Here is a 19,549-nt window from a genome sequence, read left to right as displayed (position 1 = left end):
ATGTACCACCGCCAGAACTTCACCAGCGAACACACGCTCCGAGCTGCCGTGCGCAGCTACATCGATTTCTACAACAGCAAGCGCTTACACTCGGCACTTGGCTATCGCTCTCCCATCGAGTTCGAAGCCTTGGCTGCCTAACCAAAGAGTGTCCACTTTTGCGTAGGAACTCTCGATCCAGCTGATCGACCAGATGGTGCACGGCATGGGCAAATGATCCCGGCACCAGCTGCGCCTGCAGATCCACCGGCAACAGCCGCGGACTCATATCGATATGCCGGTAGCGTGCCATGCCGCCCCCCTTGTTCACGTGGGGCTATTGAAGCAGGATGGGCGGAGGTTTTTCTACAACCTCGTTAGGCCATGGAGGCTGACATGATGACGAAAATGGGTACACCAATCTGGCAACGCTTGATTTGTGGTTTGTTGTCCTTGGCAGGTGCTGTGGCACTTGTTGCTAACGCCGTGGATGGGTCAGTCCACGGCATCTGGGGCATAGCAGTGTGGGCACAAATCTTCCTTTAGGAATTGGCCTGCATGTTCGACGTGCGTTTTCGCAGCGCCCTGATCGACAGTACATGCAGAACCAACGCCAACGGCACCATGAGACCCGGAATGAATGTGAACGGAAAGGTGCCGATTGCCGTATTTGGCACTTCTGTAGCGAGGAATTTCAGTGGGCCTGGCGAGGTGAGCACCCCCCTGATTGCGACGTTTGCCAAGAATGCAATACCCACTATGTGCCAGGCCAGCGTTAATCGATCAGATATCCTGTGTGACGCAATCAACCACGCTATGACCGGCGCGCTGATACCAATTAGGATGTCGAAGTTCGCTCCGTGGTACGTCAACATCTGTGGAAGTTGACCTCCCTGCCAAAGTGCGTGCAGGAACGCTTCGACAACCAACCTGAATGATTCCATCGCGGTTAGGAACCAAAGCGGAATGCTGAATGCAATTGTCTGGCCAACGTTTGAACGAGCCATGAACATTACGAGCATGATCATTGGCGCAAGCAGATAGAAGAGGCCGGGCGGAACGATCGTTGCGTTTGCAATTACGCCACTTACCCCCAACGTGCCACCATAAATGAGCCAAAGTGCCAACCCGATCAGGCCGGGACGCCTGTAGGGTGGTGGCAGAAAGCGCATGATGCTGAATGCAATCATCATTGCGACGGCGACAACAAACAGAATAAATAGAGTGCTCATAGCTTGTGTGTCGAAGGTCATGTGGCGAGGGTCACCGAGAGCACCTGATGTGGCCTGGTCGAAGGTTCCGAGTGGGACGCCAGCCAATCGGCCGAATCTGCGGAGAGATGTGGGTCTCGAAGAGTTGGTACGTCGTGACTCCGAGCGTAGGCGGCAGTGTCGAGCGACGGTGTGAGCATGATGCGTAGCATCCCGCCCATGGCGCGCAGCATCGACCCTGCGGTGCGACGTGCGAACGGCGACTCGGACGCATAGCGCCGAACGATGGTCTCGAACGTTTCAGGGCGCTGCCCAGTGATTTCGAGCACCGCTTGCGTCGGCGCGCCAACAGCGAAAGCACCACGCTTGTAATCTTGGAAGTAGCAAAGAACCTGCGCGATCGCGTAGTCCGGGAAGCCGAGCGCCCGTGCCACCTTGGTGAACAATCCCGCTGGCGCATCAGAGTACTTCACAGGCCGACCGAGCACCTTAGCAAACGTCGCAGCGATGTCCCGAGGGGATAGCAGTACCGGCCCTGTTGGCCTATAGATTTTCCCGATGTGGTCGGCTGGATTGGTCAACGCTGTCACCGCGACCCGCGCGATGTCCTCGTTCGAGGGCGGCGCGTTCAATCCTTCGCCCAGCGGCATCGGCATCATTCCGAACTGGGCGATCGGCTCTATTGCTGCCATGTAATTGTCGGCGAACCAGCCCGGGTTAAGGGTGATTAAGTCGACATCGGGCATCCACGAAAGCGCCTGGTCGGCCAGCCATGTTTCACGGGTGTGAACAGAGGTGTGGCGCGGGTCCGCCAGCCACTGGCTGAGCGCCACGACCACCTCCAGGTGTCGCTCCTGTGCGGCTGCAGCGAATACCATGCTGGCGCCTAAGGCATTGCGAAGCATCGGCGCGCAGTAGTAGGCCCGTTGTACATCCTTGAGCGCTCGGCGCATGTCTTCGATGTCGTGCAGGTCACCGACCTGAATCTCGGCACCGAGCGATTGGAGGGACGCGCTGCGTGCGTCGGTCCGATGCACCAAGGCGCGAACCGGGAAGCCTTTTTCCAGCAACTGCTTGACCGCCTGAACGCCCGTCTTGCCTGTCGCGCCTGTGATGAGGATACGTGGTAATGTCATGTCGATTTCCTTGGTGGTTAATAAAACAGGGGCCTACTGACGCTTACGTCGCCGTGAGCCACGATCCGATCCTGCGGGCGGCGCAAAAGGCCGCCCATGAGGCCGTCGCAACCAGGACCTCGTCGTTGGCACCGACTGATCGGCAGGCTTGAATCACACCGTCATCGACTTGATGAGATGCAAAGGCGGTTAGCAACGCTAGACGTGCCGCAGCCCTCTCCGATGGATTCAATGGCTGAATTGCCTCTTCCACCCAGCTGCGGCTGAGTCCCAAGTGTTCACCGCGCCAAAGCGCCATCCGTTCGAGCAGCAGCTCTCGCACATTTGCAGGCAATGCCGCTTGGCCTGCGCGTTCGACGGATGCCGCCATTCGCGACAACCCGCCCTCGACCGCCGGATTCGACTTGGCCCAGCGAAACTCCGCCGGCAGAGGGCTCGCTGGGAGGAGGTGCAGTGACTCCCCGGGAATGCCAACGACTGAAACAATCCTCTTGGTCATCGTCGCCCCGAAGGCGCGCTGGAAAACTTTCGGCATGCGGACGGGCATCGGTGATGCCTCCAGGAAGACGTTCACCATCCTGTTGATGTAGTGAAACATCACTGCGGTACCTAAGAGCTGCGGCTGGTCTAGTTCGGCGAAAGGTGCGGCTGAAAGGATCTCAGCGCCTGGCGAAAGCGTCGCGGCCGCCCATTTGACCAATCCCGCCATTGCTGGATCGAGGCTCCTCGCATTCGGGCCAGTGGCAACCGCCTCGGCAAGATCGCGACGGCCCGCGCCGTCCAACATCATGCTGTGGACGTCGACGCAGTACGGGCATGCATTGAGTTTAGAAACCGTCGCCGCAACGATCTCTCTCGCAACGCGGTCCGTTGGCCCACAAATCAGGGATTCACGGGAAGCACTCCAGACACCTGCAAGCAGCTCCGGTATGACAGAGTGGATGGTGACTGGTGGTGCCAGTTGAAATTCGCGCTCCATCTGGCTATAGACCTCGGCAACGAGTTCCGAGTCCCTACCGGGACTAACCGGCGCAATGTGGCGAATCCCGCGCGGCGCGACATGCTTGAACGCGAGCGTCTCAAGGTATTGGGCGATCATCGAAATCCCCTATTTTTCGGACCGCGTGGCGTCGTCTCGGCGGTGAGGAACCGAGTTTCCACGTAATAATAATATTGTGAGATTATGAGTGACATATAAAAGGTCAAAAAAATTGATGAGAATTCCCACCCTACTTTCCCGCTGCGTTAGGCTCTTTCCTGCCCATAAACGGCAAGAAGCTGGGCGCGCACCGATTCGAGCAATCCTTGACTGAGCCTAGGATCATCGATAGCTCGCGCAAGCATTACGGCACCCGCCATACCGGAGATAAACGCCATAGCTTGGGCTTGCTTGGTCTTGCTGGTTTGCGCGGGCATGAAGCGGGCAAGCTTGTTCAAATTGAACTTGAGTGAATCTGTGAATGCGCTGCGCACAACGGGCGCCTGGCGCGACAGTTCAGAGGTAATTGCCGGTAGTACGCATCCTTGGCCAAGATCGTCCCGGTGTTCAGGGCTCAAATAGAAATCGAGCATCGCCTCGACTTCGCGACCGCGAGCCGATTGGGCAGCCTCGACTAACCGGCATAGGCTTTGCTCAGCTGCAATTGTTATCGCCTCGGCGACAAGCGAGTCACGGTCTTTGAAGTGGGCATAGAACCCGCCTTGCGTGAGGCCAACCCCTGCCATCAATTTGGCGATTCCTATTCCATCGAGTCCTCGAACACGGAATTCCCGGGCAGCTGCCTCGACGATCTGCCTGTGTGTCTCAGCCTTTTGATTCGGGGGGTATCGCATACTTTTACTAGGTCATTTCAGTCAACATTATAGCCATAATATAACGAACTGCCGCTATCGTCAAGTGCGAGCAGTGACCATGTGCCAGGGCCATGTAGGTCATGCTCAGCGGTGGCGTCGCAGATTGCGAAGGTGGTGCATGACGATACGCTGGCCGCGGAGATCACGGTGGCCATACGCGTCGCTCTACAACGCTTAGAAGGTGCGCCTAACTTTCTGCATCCTGGCAATCGGTGAATCGGGATTTTTTCATGGAACCTCCTCGGGAAAGACTACGAGAAAATTCCACTTCTGGCGTCAGCTAACCTGTGGGAGGATTACCGCCAATGGGCGGCTGGCTTCGTGCACTGGTACAACCACGAGCACCGTCACAGCGCGCTGCGCTTCGTCGCCCCGGCTCAGCGTCATGCCGGCGACGACCATGGCGTGCTGCAGGCACGCGCGACGCTGTATACGTTGCCCGCCAGCGCCATCCGCGCCGCTGGAGCGACACGACACGAAACTGGACGCCGATCGGCCCGGTCACGCTGAACCCCGAGCGTGACGCGCTCGCTGCAACCTGCGGCAGCTCTGATCGAGCGGCGGAAAGTAAGCGATTGGCGGCATGAGTCAGGCGACAACTACCTTGACGCGCGCCGGTTGCGCCGGGGCGCCTGACCCCGGCGCTTACAGCAGCCGCAACAGTTCCTTCATCAGCGGCAGCCGACGCACGCGCACGGCGCTGGCGCGGAACACGGCGTTGGCCAGCGCGGGGGCGGCGGTGGGCATGGCGAGGAAGCTGGCGCCGGCGGGCGCGCGGTCGTCGGTGACGGTGATCACTTCGACGTCGTTCGGCAGCTGCGCCATGCTGGCCAGCGGGTAGTCCCGATAGCCGTGCTGCTGCACCTGGCCGTTCTTGAACGTGATGGCGGGATTCAGGGCGATGGACAGCGCGTCCAGCGTGGCGCCGGCCAGCTGGCCTTCGAGCCCGCGCGGGTTGATCACGCGGCCGACGTCGGCCGCGCAGACGACGCGCTGGATGGTCAGCTGTTCGCCCTGCATCGACGCCTCGATCGCGTGCGCCACGTAGGCGCCGTCGACGTGCCAGCAGGCGATGCCGAGGCCGTTGACGGTGCGCAGCCAGTTCTTCCACTCGATGCGGTCGGCGACCAGCTTGAGTACGTTGAGCAGGCGGCCGGTGTCCAGCGTGCCGCCGCTGCCCAGCGGCAGCTGGCGCGGCTCGCCGAGGATGCGCAGGCGCGTCTTCAGCGGATCCTCGCGCAGCTGGTGGGCGAGCTCGTCGATGAAGCTTTCCACCGCGAACGCGTTGCTGAGGTGCGGCATGCCGCGCATCGGCCCGCGCGGCATCGCCGACTGCAGCGCGTACCAGTCGCTGCGATAGTTCGGCACCAGTGCGGCGGGCAACTGGTCGGCCAGCAGTTCGGACGTCCACAGGCGGTCGGCAGCCACGCCGCGACCGTTCAGTGCGGAGGCGCTGGCCATGCGCTGGGCCCAGCCGAGCAGCTGGCGCTTGCGGCCGATGGTCGCGCTGATCCGGTGCACGCTGCCGGCGCGGTAGTAGTCGTGGCCGAAGTCCTCGCCACGCGTCCACAGCAGGCGCACCGGCCGGTTGACGGCCTTGGCCAGCAGCACCGCTTCGGCCACGTAGTCGTGGTCGAGCCGGCGGCCGTAACCGCCGCCGACACGCGGCACGCGGATGTCGATGCGGTCGGGGGCCAGGCCGGTCAGGCGCTGCACCACGGCCCAGGCCTGCTGCGGCGCCTGGGTCGGCACGACCAGGCTGGCGCGGTCCTTGTCCAGCCGCACCAGGCAGTTCATCGGCTCGGCGGTGGCATGCGCCAGCCACGGCTGCACGTAGGTGGCATCGAGGCGGCGTGCGGCTTTCCTGCCGGCAGCCTCGACATCGCCATCGTTGCGCACGCGACTGGTGGGAGCGGCGTCGCCGGCGAGCAGGGCAGTGGCCTGCTGCTCCAGCGCGGTGCTGTTCTCGCCGGCGCTGGCGCCGGGCTTCCACTCGAGCTTGAGCCTGGCGCGCCCCTGCAGCGCGGCCCAGCTGTTCTCGGCCAGCACCGCCACGGCCGGGGCGATCACCGTGCTGCCCGGCGGCTGGCCGGGCTCGGGTTTGAGTTGCACCACTTTCAGCACGCCCGGCACGGCGAGCGTGTCGGTGGTATCGATGCGCGCCAGCGTGCCGTCCGGCCACGGGCAGTGCGCCAGTACGGCGACCAGCGCGTCGCCGTAGTAGTGGTCGATGGCGTAGAGGACGGTGCCGGTGACGATGGCGCGCGCATCGACGTCGCCGGCGCTCTGGCCGATCAGGCGGTAATCCGCGGCGTTCTTCAATGGCGGCACGCTGGACGGCAGTGCGATCTTGCTGGCGTCGGCGGCCAGGTTGCCGTAGCCGAAACGGCGGCCGTCCGGGGCGATCACCGTACCGGCCTCGCAGCGCAGGCGGCTGGCCGGCACGCCGAGCCGGCGTGCCGCCGCCTGCAGCAGCAGCCAGCGTGCCACCGCGCCGACCTGGCGCAGGTCGTTCCATGCGGCAGGGATCGAGCCGCCGACGCCGCCGAGCTGGCGGCCGTAGCTCCAGCGCGGCTTGCCGTTGTCGTTCCCCACGCCGAGTCCGAGCGGCACCACGCCGACGCGGTTCCAGTCGGCGTCCAGTTCGTCGGCGATGATCCGCGGCAGCGCGGTGGCCACGCCGGTGCCGGTGTCCGGGTCGCGCGCGCCGATCAGCACGTTGCCGTCGGCGTCGATGCGCACGTAGGCGCCGAGGTCGTAGAGGTTGTCGCCGAGCATTGCCGGCGGCAGCGGCGCGTCGGCGGCGTCAGCGAGGCGGATGCCCACCACCAGCGCACCGGCGCCGCCGGCCAGCACCTGCAGGAAGCGGCGGCGCGAGAGCCGGATGCCGTGACCGCTCATGGCCGGCCCGCCTTGCCGGCGGCGGCACGCTTGATCGCGCGGCGCACGCGGCTCTGGCAGCCGCAGCGGCACAGGTTCGGCAACTGGTCGATGTCGCCGTCGTCCGGGTGGGGTTTGCGCCGGAGCAGGTCGACCCCGGCGATCAGCCAGCCCGGCGTGCAGTAGCCGCAGCCGATCGCGTCCTCGTCGATGAAGGCCTGCTGCAGCGGGTGCAGGCTGCCGTCGTTGGCGGCCAGGCCTTCCACCGTGGTCACCGCCTTGCCGGCCAGTCGGGACAGCGGCTGCATGATCGCGGACACCGCCTTGCCGTCGAGCAGCACCAGGTCGGCGCCGTTCTCGCCGGCGTCGCCGCCGTACTTGGTGCCGGTCAGCCGCAGCACGTCGCGCAGGTACCACAGCAGCGGCATCTGCGGGTCGCCGGTGTGGCGGAAGCGCTCGCCGTTGACTTCAAGCTCGATGCCGTCGCGCGCCTTCTCGGCCACGATGCCGCTTTCCTGGCCGGTCGGCAGGACCTTGGCTTGCACGGGCGCCATCCATCATCTCCTTGAAGTCGATCCGCACATTGTGGCATTGCTGCCGCCCGCTTAGGGCAGCGTGCGGCTGAACAGGTGACGCCAGAGCGCGTAGACCGGCACGCCGGCGAGCATGATCAGCAGGCCGATGCCGCTGTTGCGCGGGTTGTCGCGCAGCGACAGCAGCACCACCGCGGTCACCGCGGCGACGAACAGCAGCGGCAGCCACGGATAGCCTGGAACGCGAAAGCCGCCGGAGGCGCGGTCGTGGCGGCGGTACCAGAACAGCGTGGCCACACCGATCGCGCAGGCCAGCCAGTCGCCGAAGGTGGCGTAGTCCAGCAGCTGGCCATAGCTGCCCGACAGCGCCAGCACGACGGCCCAGCCGGAGAGCAGCAGCAGCGCGGTGTTCGGCGTGCGCCAGCGCGGGTGCAGGCGCGCCACCGCGCGGAAGAACAGCCCGTCCTCGCCCATCACCTGCAGCACGCGGGCGCCGGCGACCAGGGTGATGTTGCAGAAGCCGAGGGTGGAGATCGCCACGCCCAGCGCGATCAGCTTTGCGCCGACCGGGCCGGCGACCTGCTGCATCACGTCCGCTGCCGGCGCGGTGCTGGCGGCCAGGCCGGCGTGGCCGAGCACGGCCAGGTAGGCCACGTTGACCAGCGCGTAGGCGACGATCACCAGGCCCATGCCCAGTGCGAGTGCGCGCGGCAGCGTGCGCTGCGGCTCACGCACCTCGCCGGCGAGGTTGTTGAGGTAGGTGAAGCCCGAATAGGCGAACAGCACCGGCAACGCCGCGCCGATGAAGCCCACGCCCTGGCGCGCCGGATCGGCCGCCAGCAGCTGGCCGTGGCCGGCGCCGGCGCCGGCGAGGAACAGGCCGCACGCCACCAGCACCGCCACCGCCAGCAGCTTGAGCAGGGCGAACAGGTTCTGGATCTGCGCGCCGAGGCGAATGCCGAACAGGTTGATGGCGCTGACGAAGACCAGGCCGCCGACGGTCAGCGGCAGCGCCCATGCGCTCTGCAGCCCGAACAGCGCGGCGGTGTAGCTGGCGAAGATGGTCGCCACCGCCGCGCTGGAGCCGGAATAGATCACCAGCAGCATGGTCCAGCCGAACAGGAAGCCGGCCAGCGGCCCGAACGCCTCGCGCAGGTAGACGTAGCTGCCGCCGGCGTGTGGCCGGCGCGCGCCGAGTTCGGCGTAGCACAGCGCGCCGATCAGGGTGAGCACGCCGGCGGCCACCCACATCAGCAGCAGCGCCAGCCCCGACTCGGTGCGCTGCGCCACGATGCCGGGGTTGAGGAAGATGCCGCCGCCGATGATGCCGCCGACCACGACCAGGGCGGCGTCCCGGGGCCGCAGGCTGCGCGCATAGGCGGTGCGGGAAGATGGGTTCATCGGATCGTAGTGGCGGCGGTGGAACGAGGCGGCGAGCATGCGGGCTTGCCGGTGCGCTCGCAAGCGGCGCCACCATCGAACTGCCATGGTATCGATCGACCAGGATGCCGACGGCTTGGCGGAAGTTATTGAAGACGCAAGAAAATACGATGTTGCAATAATGTGAAATCATCCACAAAAATGCACCGCCGCGCGACCGGTGTTCGCCGGCAAAGGGCAGAAACAGACGTAAACCAACAAGGACGCTACATGAAAAAGTACATGCAGGCAGCCGTCGCCGCCGTGGCGATGGCAGTGGTTTCCAGCGGCGCATTCGCCGCCGACCAGGGGGCATTCTTCATCAACGGAAATTTGGGCCAGTCGCATTTCCACGACAGAGGCTTCAGCGACCGCAGTGACACCAGCGGCGCACTGCGCGCCGGCTACAGCTGGCAGGGCGAGACCGCCGATTTCGGCATCGAGACCGGCTATGTCGACCTCGGAAAGGCCAGTGGCAGTGTCGCGATCGGCACCACCGTCGTCGGTTTCAGCGCCAAGGCCAAGGGGCCGCTGCTTGGCGTCAATGGCCGCTACAAGTTCCGCAACAAGATGTACATCTCGGGTCGCGCTGGCTGGTTCCACACCAAGATGGACATGAACACCGGAGGCTTTGGTTCGGGCAGCTACAACGGCGACGGCACCTATGCCGGCGTCGGCGTGGGCTACGACGCCACCCAGCACTTCAGCCTGGGCGTGGGTTTCGACAACTATCACGGCCGCATCAAATTCAATGGCCGCAAGTACGGCGAGAGCATTGGCGTGTTCTCCGGTTTCGCCGAGTACCGCTTCTGATCTTCGGGTCCAGCAACGCCACGGTGGCCGTCTCGTGCGGCCACCGTCGTTCTGGCGCAACGGTTCAGTCGATCTGCAGTTCGCCGCGCACGCCGATCGCGCAGGCGCCGCCGATGGTGACGGCGCCGCTGGCCGGATCGCGCTCGACCTCGACGTAGCCGTCGCGGTCGACCTCGCGGCCCTGGCTGGCGCGGTAGCGCAGGCCGTAGCCGTCGCGCCCGTCGCGCTCGCCCAGCCACGCCATGATCGCCGCGTTGGCGCTGCCGGTGACCGGATCTTCGGGAATGCCGTCGGCCGGGCAGAACGCGCGCACCGCCATGCTCGCCCCGCCCGAGCGCTGCCGGCCGAACACGCTGACGCCGACCGCGCCAGCGGCTTCGCACAGCGCGCCGATCGCCGCCAGGTCCGGCTGGAGCTGGCGTACCGCGGCTTCCTCGCGCAGGTCGCAGACGAACCACAACGGGCCGTTGTCGATCAGGCACGACTGCTCTTCCGCCAGCTCGGCGTGCACGGCCCGGCCGAGCGTGCTGGGCTGGGCCGCGCTGACTGCGCGCAGCGCGGCCGGCGGTGCCTGCACGTGGATGACCCTGTCGCGGCCATCGCCTTCGACCCGCACCGGCAGCAGTCCGGCCGCACATTCCTGCACCAGCGCGCTCTTGCCGGCGGCGACCAGGCCGGACTCGATCGCGGCGTACGCGCTGCCCACGCTGGGATGGCCGGCGAACGGCAGCTCCTGGCGCGGGGTGAAGATGCGTACGCGGTAGTCCGCCGCGGCGCTGCTCGGCGGCAGCAGGAAGGCGGTTTCGGACAGGTTGGTCCAGCGCGCGATGCACTGCATGGTCGCTTCGTCCAGCCCCTCGGCGTCGACCACCACGGCCAGCGGGTTGCCCTCGAGCAGGCGGCTGGCGAAAACGTCCAGTTGCAGAAACGAAAAGATCGGCATGGGTGCCTCTCGTGGTGCGGACGGACCTGAACGCTGGCTAGCGCAACGCGCCGAGTGTAGGTGATCCCCTGCAGCTCGGCCCGGGAATGCACGGCTAGAATGCGCGGCCGCCGATGATCAGCGGCCATCAATCAACGAAAAAAATAGGGAGTTTCCCCATTAACAAGATCCTGACCGCCGCCCTCGGCGCGGCGCTGGTCGTGGCGTCCGCCGCGGCCGCCGCCGCCGAAACCCAAGGCGCGTTCTTCATCAATGCCGCCGTCGGCCAGGCGCAATACCACGTCGGCCGTAGCGCCGGCCAGGGCTACTCGGTGGACGACAAGGACACCGCCGGCGCCCTGCGCTTCGGCTATGCCTGGAACGTCGGCAACGGTTTCAACCTCGGCGTCGAAGGCGGCTACGCGGACCTGGGCAAGGTCGTCGCCCGCTACAGCTACAGCGACGGAAGCACGATCCGGACCGGCGTCCATGCCAAGGGCTGGCTGCTCGGCGGCAATGCCAAGTACAACTTCGCCGGTCCGTGGTACGCAACGGCCCGTGCCGGCTGGTTCCGCTCGGAAGCGGACGCCAGCTACCGCTACAGCGAGCCGGGCTATACCGAGTACGCCAGCGGCAGTGCCCATGGCGACGGCTGGTATGGCGGCGTGGGCGTGGGTTACGACTTCGCACCCAACTTCAGCCTCGGTCTGAACTACGACAACTACCACGCCAAGGCCCGGTACAACCAGGCCTCGATCGGCGGCAATGTGGGCACCTACATGCTGACGGCCGAGTACCGATTCTGATCCCCAGGGAAGATCCGCTCGAGTGGCGCGCTGCCCGCCACGTCCGCATGTGCGGGAGTGGCGGGCAGGATCAGGGCATGCTCCAGCGTCCCCAGCCTGAACTGGCAACGGCCGCCTCGCGCGGTCGTTGTTTTTTGTCCAGCCCGGTAGTCTGCGGCACAATAGACGGCTTGTGCGCCACGCAAGGTGGTGCGTCGAAACCCACGAAAGCCGCCATGACCGCCATCAAACAAGCAGACCTGATCCAGTCCGTCGCCGACGCGCTGCAGTACATCAGCTACTACCACCCGGTCGACTACATCAAGAGCCTCGCCGCCGCGTACGAGCGCGAGGAGTCGCCCGCCGCGAAGGATGCGATGGCGCAGATCCTGATCAACTCGCGGATGGCCGCCGAAGGCCACCGGCCGCTGTGCCAGGATACCGGCATCGTCACCGTGTTCCTGAAAGTGGGCATGAACGTGCGCTGGGACGACGCCACCATGAGTCTGGAGGACATGGCCAACGAAGGCGTGCGCCGCGCGTACCTGGACCCGGACAACAAGCTGCGCGCCAGCGTGCTGGCCGACCCGGCGGGCAAGCGCGTCAACACCAAGGACAACACGCCGTCGGTGGTCAACATGTCGATCGTGCCGGGCGACACGGTCGAGGTGATCGTGGCGGCCAAGGGCGGCGGCTCCGAGGCGAAGTCGAAATTCGCCATGCTCAACCCGTCCGACTCGATCGTCGACTGGGTGCTGAAGACCGTGCCCACCATGGGCGCCGGCTGGTGCCCGCCGGGCATGCTTGGGCTGGGCATCGGCGGCACCGCCGAGAAGGCGATGCTGATGGCGAAGGAGGCGCTGATGGAGTCGATCGACATCCAGGAACTGATCGCGCGCGGCCCCGCCAATCGCGCCGAGGAACTGCGCATCGAGCTGTACGAGAAGGTCAACGCGCTGGGCATCGGCGCGCAGGGCCTGGGCGGCCTGACCACCGTGCTCGACGTCAAGGTGAAGGATTTCCCGACCCACGCGGCGAACCTGCCGGTGGCGATGATCCCGAACTGCGCCGCCACCCGCCACGCGCACTTCGTGCTGGACGGCTCCGGCCCGGTGATGCTCGACCCGCCGTCGCTGGAGGATTGGCCCAAGCTCACCTACGACGCGTCCAAGGGCCGCCGGGTGAACCTCGACACCGTGACCCGGGACGACGTCGCCGGCTGGAAACCGGGCGAGACCCTGCTGCTCAACGGCAAGCTGCTCACCGGCCGCGACGCCGCGCACAAGCGCATGGTCGAGATGCTCGACCGGGGCGAGCCGCTGCCGGTGGATTTCAACGGCCGCTTCATCTACTACGTCGGCCCGGTCGATCCGGTGCGCGAGGAGGTGGTCGGCCCGGCCGGCCCGACCACCGCCACGCGCATGGACAAGTTCACCGAGCAGGTGCTGGCGCAGACCGGCCTGCTCGGCATGGTCGGCAAGGCCGAGCGCGGCCCCGCCGCGATCGAGGCGATCAAGAAGCACCGCTCGGTGTACCTGATGGCCGTGGGCGGCGCCGCGTACCTCGTTTCCAAGGCGATCAAGGCCTCGCGCGTGGTCGGCTTCGCGGACCTGGGCATGGAGGCGATCTACGAGTTCACCGTCGAGGACATGCCGGTGACCGTGGCGGTCGACTCGGGCGGCAGCTCGGTGCACCAGACCGGCCCGCGCGAATGGCAGGCCAGGATCGGCAAGATCCCCGTGTTTATCAAGTAAAAGCAGTGCGCGCAGCGCACGCGTTTGCCTCCTCCCTTGCTCGCAGGGGAGGATTGAGGAGGGGTCAGCTCTTCGCCAAAGTCAAAAGCACCCCACCCCAACCCTCCCCTGCAAAGCAGGGGAGGGGGCTCGGCCGCCTGCTGCTTCGCAGGTCGATTTCTTCCATCGGATTCAGACGTCCATACGTCCAAAAATAATCCCCGGGAAAACCATTTGCATTTCAAATGCCGCGGCGCAACACTGACCTGATATCCATCCCTTACAGCGAACCCCTGTGACTCCGCCAATCTCCGCGCCGTTGCCCCCTGACGCCCCCTGGATCGTGATGAAGTTCGGCGGCACCAGTGTCGCCACGCTTCCCCGCTGGCAGAACATCCGCGAACTGGTCGCCAGCCGCCGCGCCGAAGGGGCGCGCGTGCTGGTGGTGGTTTCCGCGCTGACCGGCATCACCGACGCGCTGAAACAGCTGTGCGGCGAGGGCGAACAGGACAAACGCAAGGCGGCGGCCGGCGCGGTCGCGCAACGCCACTACGACTTGCTGGAGCACATGCAGCTGGCGTTGCCGGACACGCTCGGCTCGCGCCTGTCCGACCTGGCTGCGCTGGCCGCCGACGGCCCCGCGCCGCGCGGCGAGCTGGCCTGGCAGGCGCAGGTGCAGGCGCACGGCGAGCTGATGTCCAGCGCGCTCGGCGCCGCCTTCCTCAGCCACAGCGGCCTGCCCACGCAATGGCTGGATGCGCGCGAGTGCCTGGCGGCGGTGGCGCTGCCGAACCAGAACGAGCGCACCCGGCTGCTGTCGGCGATGGTCGAGGCGAAGCCCGATCCGGCGCTGAACGCACGCCTGGCCGCACTCGGCGAGGTGTTCATCACCCAGGGCTTCATCGCGCGCGAGCAGCACGGCCGCACCGTGCTGCTCGGCCGCGGCGGCTCGGATACCTCGGCCGCCTATTTCGGCGCATTGCTGAAGGCGCAGCGGGTGGAGATCTGGACCGACGTGGCCGGCATGTTCACCGCCAACCCGCGCCAGGTGCCCGGTGCGCGCCTGCTGCAGCGGCTGGATTACGAGGAGGCGCAGGAAATCGCCTCCACCGGCGCCAAGGTGCTGCACCCGCGCTGCCTGTCGCCGTTGCGCGAGCCGCGCGTGCCGCTCTTGATCAAGGACACCAACCGGCCGGAGCTCGACGGCACCGTGATCGGTCCGGAGGTGCGCGCACACGCACCCAGCGTCAAGGCGATCAGCGCGCGCAAGGGCATCACCCTGGTCTCGATGGAGTCGGTGGGCATGTGGCAGCAGGTCGGTTTCCTCGCCGACGTGTTCGCGCATTTCAAGACGCACGGCCTGTCGGTGGACCTGATCGGTTCGGCCGAGACCAACGTTACCGTGTCGCTCGATCCCACCGAGAACCTGCTCGACTCCGACGCAATCGCCGCGCTGGCCTCGGACCTGGCCAAGGTGTGCCGGGTCAAGGTGATCGCGCCGTGTGCGGCGATCACCCTGGTCGGCCGCGGCATGCGCTCGCTGCTGCACACCTTGTCCGGCGTGCTGGCCGAGTTCGGCCAGCTGCGCGTGCACCTGATCTCGCAGTCGTCGAACAATCTCAACCTCACCTTCGTGGTGGACGAGGAAGTGGTCGATGCGCTGCTGCCGCATCTGCACGACCTGCTGATCGGCGCCGGCGCGCTGCGCACCGACGACAGCGTGCTGTTCGGCCCGAGCTGGCAGATGCTGTATGGCGGCGGCGACATCGTTCCCGCCGTGCCGGCATGGTGGCGCGTCGCGCAGCGGCCGCGCCTGCTGGAACTGGCCGCGGCGGCCACGCCGCGCTATGTCTACCATCTGCCCACGGTGCGCCAGCAGGCACACGAACTGAAGTCGCTGGCAGCGGTGGACCGGCTGCACTACGCGGTGAAGGCGAACACCCACCCGGCCATCCTGCGCGCGCTGGCGGCGGAGGGCTTCGCGTTCGAGTGCGTGTCGCCGGGCGAGCTGGAAGCGGTCAGTGCGGTGGTGCCGGCGTCGGTGCCGCTGCTGTTCACGCCGAACTTCGCGCCGCGCAGGGACTACGTCCGGGCGCTTGCCACCCGCGCCAGCGTCACGCTGGACGCGCTGCATCCGCTGCAGCACTGGGGCGAGCTGTTCCGCGGTCGCGAGATCGTGTTGCGGGTCGACCTGGGCCGCGGCCTGGGTCATCACGAAAAAGTGCGTACCGGCGGCAGCGCCAGCAAGTTCGGCCTGCCGCTGGATCAGTTGCCGACATTCCTGCAGCTGGCCGATGCGCATGGCGTGGCCGTGCGCGGCCTGCACGCGCATCTTGGCTCGGGCGTGCTCGACGCCGCGCATTGGGGCGAGGTGTATGCGCAGCTGGCCAGCCTGGCCGAGCGCATCGCCAGCGTGGTGTTCCTCAACATCGGCGGTGGCCTCGGCGTGCCGGCGCACCCGGGCGAGGCGTCGCTGGACATCGCCGCGCTCGACCGTGCGCTGCGCGAGGTCAAGGCGGCCTATCCGCAGTACCAGTTGTGGATGGAGCCGGGCCGCTACCTGGTCGCCGACGCCGGCGTGCTGCTGACGCGGGTGACCCAGCTGAAGGACAAGGGCGGCTTCCGCTATCTCGGCGTGGACACCGGCATGAACAGCCTGATCCGCCCCGCGCTGTACGATGCCTGGCACAAGATCGTCAACCTGAGCCGGCTCGGCGAACCGGCCACCGCGCTGTACCAGGTGGTCGGCCCGATCTGTGAGTCCGGCGACGTGCTCGGCACCGACCGCCGATTGCCCGAGGCAGCCGAGGGCGACGTGATCCTGATCGCGCAGGCTGGTGCCTATGGCAAGGTGATGTCCTCGCACTACAACCTGCGCGACGAGGCCGACGAAGTCATCATCGACTGAGGTTTCTGCATCCTCTCCCCTTTGGGGAGAGGATTGAGGTGAGGGGTCACGCCGCGGCGGACCAGCAACAAAGGAGCTTTTCAGGGTGAAACGCCAGAACGTCGACCGGGCACGTGGTCTGCACCAAGCCATGACCGATGCCGAGCAGAAGCTTTGGTTCCATTTGCGCAACCGGAAGTTGAATGGCCACAAATTCCGCCGCCAACATGAGATCGATCATTACATCGTTGATTTTGTTTGCAGTGAGGCCATGCTGATCGTTGAACTGGATGGCGGCCAGCATGCGGAACAGGTCGGGTACGACGAGCGCCGCACCCGGTATCTGCAAGCCAAGGGATACCGCGTGCTGCGTTTCTGGAACAATGAGGCACTGATGAATATCGAAAGCGTGCTCGGGGTGATTCTGGAGGTCGTCGCCAGCCCGGCCCCTCACCCCAGCCCTCTCCCCGCAGGGGAGAGGGGGCACGTCGCGGCAGAGAGTGAAGAATGACGATAACCGTGCAACCGCGCCTGACCCGCGTGTTCCGTTTCACCCGCGCGAGCTACGCCGATGGCGTGGCCGAACTGGCGTATGCGTTCGACGAGGGCGAGGAACTGGTCGAGACGATCCGCTTTCCGCAGGCGCCGGCGGTGCCCACCGAGCGGCGCGCGGCGTTCGACGCGGCACTGAAGCTGCTGCACCTGGTTGCCGGCGTCAGCTATTACAAGGCCGGCGTGCCGCCGAAGATCGAGCTGGCCGATGGCCCGCTCGACGACGGCACCGCCGAGCTGCTGGACCAGTTGTACCTGCATGGCTTGGCCGAGTTCGCCTACCGCAACGGGCTGGATCTGCGCGGGCGCATAACGTTCCCGCGTGGCGGCAGCGCGCCCGCGGTCGGCACACTGGATTTGCCAAAACGCACCCTGGTGCCGATCGGCGGCGGCAAGGATTCGCTGGTCGCGGTGGAGGCGATCAAGGCGATCAGTGGCGAGGCGACCGCGGTATGGGTCGGCAATTCCGCCCTGATCGCGGCCTGCGCCGAACGCACTGGCCTGCCCATGCTGAACATCCAGCGCGAACTGGCGCCGGGCCTGTTCGAGCTGAACCGGCTGGGTGCGTGGAACGGGCACATCCCGGTGACCGCGGTGAACTCGGCAATCCTCGTCGTGGCGGCGATCCTGTACGGCTACGATTCGATTACGTTCGCCAACGAGCGTTCCGCCTCGGCCGCCACGCTGGAGTACGACGGCCAGCAGGTGAACCACCAGTGGAGCAAGAGCCTCGCGTTCGAGACGCTGCTCGGCGACTGGCTGCACAGCCACGTGGCCGCCGACCTCGACTACTGCTCGCTGCTGCGGCCGTACTCGGAGCTGGCGATCACCCGCGCGTTCGCGAAGTTGACACCGTATTTCGACGTGTTCTCCAGCTGCAACCGCAACTTCAAGCTGCTCGGCCCCAAGCCGGTGGACCGCTGGTGCGGGCAGTGCCCGAAGTGCCACTTCGTGTTCCTCGCACTGGCGCCGTTCCTGCCCAAGCCGCGGCTGCTGGCGATCTTCGGCCGCAACCTGCTGGATGACGAGAACCAGGCCGCCGGCTTCGACGCGCTGCTGGAATACCAGGACCACAAGCCGTTCGAGTGCGTGGGCGAGGGTGCCGAGGCGCGCGCGGCGATGTACGCGCTGAGCCAGCGGCCGGAGTGGCAGGAAGATGCGCTGGTCGAACGCTTCCGCAGCGAAATCCTGCCGCAGCTCGACGCAACGCAGCTGGCGCTGGAGCCGTGGCTGCAGCCGTCGCCCGAACACCGCGTGCCGGCACGCTTGCAGCCGGCGCTGGCGGCGATCGGTTGATGCGCTTCGACGAGCTTCGCGATCGCCGCGTGGCGATCTGGGGTTTCGGCCGCGAGGGCCACGCGGTGCTCAAGGCGCTGCGCGAGCGCCTGCCGTCACAACCGCTGACCTTGTTCTGCAGCGCCGCCGAAGTCGAGGCGGCGCGCGCGTTCGACGCGGCGCTGCACATCGTCGCCGGCGAACCGGATGCCGCCACGCTGGGTCGCTTCGACGTAGTGGTGAAGTCGCCCGGCATCTCGGCCTACAAGCCGGCGTTGCTGGCCGCGCGGGCGCAGGGCACCCGGCTCACCTCCGGCACTGCGCTGTGGTTCGGCGAGAATCCCGACGCGCGCGTGATCGCCGTCACCGGCACCAAGGGCAAGAGCACCACCAGCGCGCTGCTCGCGCACCTGGCGCGGGCGCTTGGCGTGCGCACCGCGCTGGCCGGCAACATCGGCCTGCCGTTGCTGGAACTGCTCGACCAGCGCGCGGAGCTGTGGGTGATCGAACTGTCCAGCTTCCAGACCGGTGAAGCGGGTCCGCTGGAACTGGGCGTGGTCACCAGCCTGTACGAGGAACATCTGGACTGGCACGGCTCGCGCGAGCGCTACGTGGCCGACAAGCTGAAGCTGGCCGACGTATCGCGTACGCTGCTGGTCAACGGCCTGCAGCCGGGCCTGCTGGAGCGCACCGCCGCGCATCCGCGGCGCCTCGTGTTCGGCACGCCGGAAGGCTGGCACGTGTGTGATGGCGCAATCCGCCGCGGCGGGCAGGCGGTGTTCGACAGCGCCGCACTGGCGGCGCCCGGCCTGCACAACGCGCTCAACGCCTGCGCTGCGCTGGCCGCGCTGGAAGCGGTCGGCATGGACGCGCTCGCCGCCGCGCCGGCATTGGCGACGTTCCGCCCGCTGCCGCACCGCCTGCAGCCGCTGGGCGAACACGAGGGCTGGCACTGGGTCAACGACTCGATCAGCACTACGCCGCTGGCCACGCTGGCCGCATTGGAAAGCCTGCATGGCCGCGCGGTGACCGTGCTGGTCGGCGGCCATGATCGCGGGCTGGACTGGACACCGTTCGTCGAGGCGATGCGCACCGCACCGGCGCACGCGATCGTCTGCATGGGCGCCAATGGCGGCCGCATCGAAGCGGCTTTGCGTGCGGCTGCGGTTGCTTGTCCGGTCTTGCTTGTGAGTGATCTCGCAAGTGCGGTCGAGGCGGCCAGGGCGCGCACACCTGCGCATGGCGTGATCCTGCTGTCACCCGGCGCACCCAGCTTCGACCAGTTCAGGGACTATGCCGAACGCGGGCGGCAGTTCAGTGCGCTGGCCGGGTTTGAGGCGACCGGCGTTGCCGGCATCGATGGTTTGGGTATCGAGGGAACTCCGCACGACTGAATCGCTTGCGAGGATGGTTCGTCGATCACATCGTCAATTGCCCGCAACTGCAGGGGCATATCTGGTGCGCAATTTCCTGCTTCCAGCGTTGAGCCGTCGGCCTTGCCCACAAGTGGAAGCGAGGGGAGGGTTGGTGTCACCCACCTCTGACTTCCTCGGCCACTTCCGCCTGCCAG

At 66.4% G+C, this 19,549-nt stretch carries 15 protein-coding genes and 1 pseudogene; 8 read left to right on the top strand and 8 right to left on the bottom strand.

The window, feature by feature from the left end:
* Positions 1–521 precede the first annotated feature (521 nt).
* The 4 genes from RHOOR92_RS0116250 to RHOOR92_RS20015 all read right to left on the bottom strand — a co-directional run bounded on the left by RHOOR92_RS0116250 (position 522) and on the right by RHOOR92_RS20015 (position 3,898).
* Positions 522–1,232 (bottom strand): hypothetical protein, encoded by a 711-nt coding sequence (locus tag RHOOR92_RS0116250; protein ID WP_051281242.1) that lies wholly within the window; start codon positions 1,230–1,232, stop codon positions 522–524.
* A complete protein-coding gene (locus RHOOR92_RS18880; protein WP_051281240.1) occupies positions 1,229–2,326 on the bottom strand; it encodes an NmrA family NAD(P)-binding protein in 1,098 nt (365 codons plus the stop codon). The genes RHOOR92_RS0116250 and RHOOR92_RS18880 overlap by 4 nt, the downstream gene beginning before the upstream one ends.
* A gap of 43 nt (positions 2,327–2,369) precedes the next feature.
* On the bottom strand, positions 2,370–3,425 hold the full coding sequence (locus tag RHOOR92_RS0116240) for a carboxymuconolactone decarboxylase family protein (protein ID WP_027490731.1): 1,056 nt from the start codon (positions 3,423–3,425) through the stop codon (positions 2,370–2,372).
* 146 nt (positions 3,426–3,571) lie between these two features.
* Positions 3,572–3,898 carry a hypothetical protein gene (locus RHOOR92_RS20015; protein ID WP_231378419.1) on the bottom strand — a complete coding sequence of 109 codons (327 nt, stop codon included), beginning with the start codon at positions 3,896–3,898 and terminating at the stop codon, positions 3,572–3,574.
* A gap of 600 nt (positions 3,899–4,498) precedes the next feature.
* On the opposite strand from RHOOR92_RS20015, the pseudogene RHOOR92_RS20010 reads away from it, so the two are divergent.
* Positions 4,499–4,767 (top strand): annotated as a pseudogene (locus RHOOR92_RS20010) (hypothetical protein); the annotation flags it as partial.
* Between the two features lie 58 nt (positions 4,768–4,825).
* Here the strand turns inward: RHOOR92_RS20010 and RHOOR92_RS0116230 are convergent.
* Genes RHOOR92_RS0116230 through RHOOR92_RS0116220 form a run of 3 tightly spaced genes read right to left on the bottom strand, consistent with a single transcriptional unit; the run spans position 4,826 to position 9,033 of the window.
* The gene (locus tag RHOOR92_RS0116230; protein WP_027490730.1) at positions 4,826–7,081 is read right to left on the bottom strand and encodes a molybdopterin cofactor-binding domain-containing protein; all 2,256 of its coding nucleotides are present in this window, start codon (positions 7,079–7,081) and stop codon (positions 4,826–4,828) included.
* Positions 7,078–7,614 carry a (2Fe-2S)-binding protein gene (locus RHOOR92_RS0116225; RefSeq protein ID WP_007512693.1) on the bottom strand — a complete coding sequence of 179 codons (537 nt, stop codon included), beginning with the start codon at positions 7,612–7,614 and terminating at the stop codon, positions 7,078–7,080. The genes RHOOR92_RS0116230 and RHOOR92_RS0116225 overlap by 4 nt, the downstream gene beginning before the upstream one ends.
* Before the next feature lie 51 nt (positions 7,615–7,665).
* A complete protein-coding gene (locus RHOOR92_RS0116220) occupies positions 7,666–9,033 on the bottom strand; it encodes an amino acid permease (protein WP_027490729.1) in 1,368 nt (455 codons plus the stop codon).
* 210 nt (positions 9,034–9,243) lie between these two features.
* On the opposite strand from RHOOR92_RS0116220, the gene RHOOR92_RS0116215 reads away from it, so the two are divergent.
* Positions 9,244–9,825 (top strand): outer membrane beta-barrel protein, encoded by a 582-nt coding sequence (locus RHOOR92_RS0116215; RefSeq protein WP_007512697.1) that lies wholly within the window; start codon positions 9,244–9,246, stop codon positions 9,823–9,825.
* A 64-nt stretch (positions 9,826–9,889) separates the two neighbouring features.
* Here the strand turns inward: RHOOR92_RS0116215 and RHOOR92_RS0116210 are convergent, their stop codons facing one another.
* Positions 9,890–10,768 carry a PhzF family phenazine biosynthesis isomerase gene (locus tag RHOOR92_RS0116210; protein WP_015448658.1) on the bottom strand — a complete coding sequence of 293 codons (879 nt, stop codon included), beginning with the start codon at positions 10,766–10,768 and terminating at the stop codon, positions 9,890–9,892.
* Between the two features lie 113 nt (positions 10,769–10,881).
* On the opposite strand from RHOOR92_RS0116210, the gene RHOOR92_RS0116205 reads away from it, so the two are divergent.
* The 6 genes from RHOOR92_RS0116205 to murD all read left to right on the top strand — a co-directional run bounded on the left by RHOOR92_RS0116205 (position 10,882) and on the right by murD (position 19,373).
* Positions 10,882–11,553, top strand: coding sequence for an outer membrane beta-barrel protein (locus tag RHOOR92_RS0116205; RefSeq protein WP_015448657.1), 672 nt, complete (start codon positions 10,882–10,884; stop codon positions 11,551–11,553).
* Positions 11,554–11,768: 215 nt separating this feature from the next.
* Positions 11,769–13,286 carry a fumarate hydratase gene (locus RHOOR92_RS0116200; RefSeq protein WP_015448656.1) on the top strand — a complete coding sequence of 506 codons (1,518 nt, stop codon included), beginning with the start codon at positions 11,769–11,771 and terminating at the stop codon, positions 13,284–13,286.
* A 325-nt stretch (positions 13,287–13,611) separates the two neighbouring features.
* Positions 13,612–16,173 (top strand): bifunctional aspartate kinase/diaminopimelate decarboxylase, encoded by a 2,562-nt coding sequence (locus tag RHOOR92_RS0116195; protein WP_027485032.1) that lies wholly within the window; start codon positions 13,612–13,614, stop codon positions 16,171–16,173.
* Between the two features lie 85 nt (positions 16,174–16,258).
* The gene (locus tag RHOOR92_RS18870; protein WP_037115585.1) at positions 16,259–16,663 is read left to right on the top strand and encodes an endonuclease domain-containing protein; all 405 of its coding nucleotides are present in this window, start codon (positions 16,259–16,261) and stop codon (positions 16,661–16,663) included.
* On the top strand, positions 16,660–18,000 hold the full coding sequence (gene murL, locus RHOOR92_RS0116185) for a UDP-N-acetyl-alpha-D-muramoyl-L-alanyl-L-glutamate epimerase (RefSeq protein WP_027490728.1): 1,341 nt from the start codon (positions 16,660–16,662) through the stop codon (positions 17,998–18,000). Before RHOOR92_RS18870 ends, murL begins: the two co-directional genes overlap by 4 nt.
* Positions 18,000–19,373, top strand: a complete 1,374-nt coding sequence (murD, locus tag RHOOR92_RS0116180) for a UDP-N-acetylmuramoyl-L-alanine--D-glutamate ligase (RefSeq protein WP_027490727.1) — start codon at positions 18,000–18,002, stop codon at positions 19,371–19,373. The genes murL and murD overlap by 1 nt, the downstream gene beginning before the upstream one ends.
* Positions 19,374–19,549: the final 176 nt, after the last annotated feature.

Origin of the sequence: Rhodanobacter sp. OR92 (assembly GCF_000427545.1) — a bacterium.
GTDB lineage: Bacteria > Pseudomonadota > Gammaproteobacteria > Xanthomonadales > Rhodanobacteraceae > Rhodanobacter > Rhodanobacter denitrificans.
Note: the sequence above shows the minus strand (reverse complement) of the source record. Positions and strands in the feature narration are given on the sequence as shown.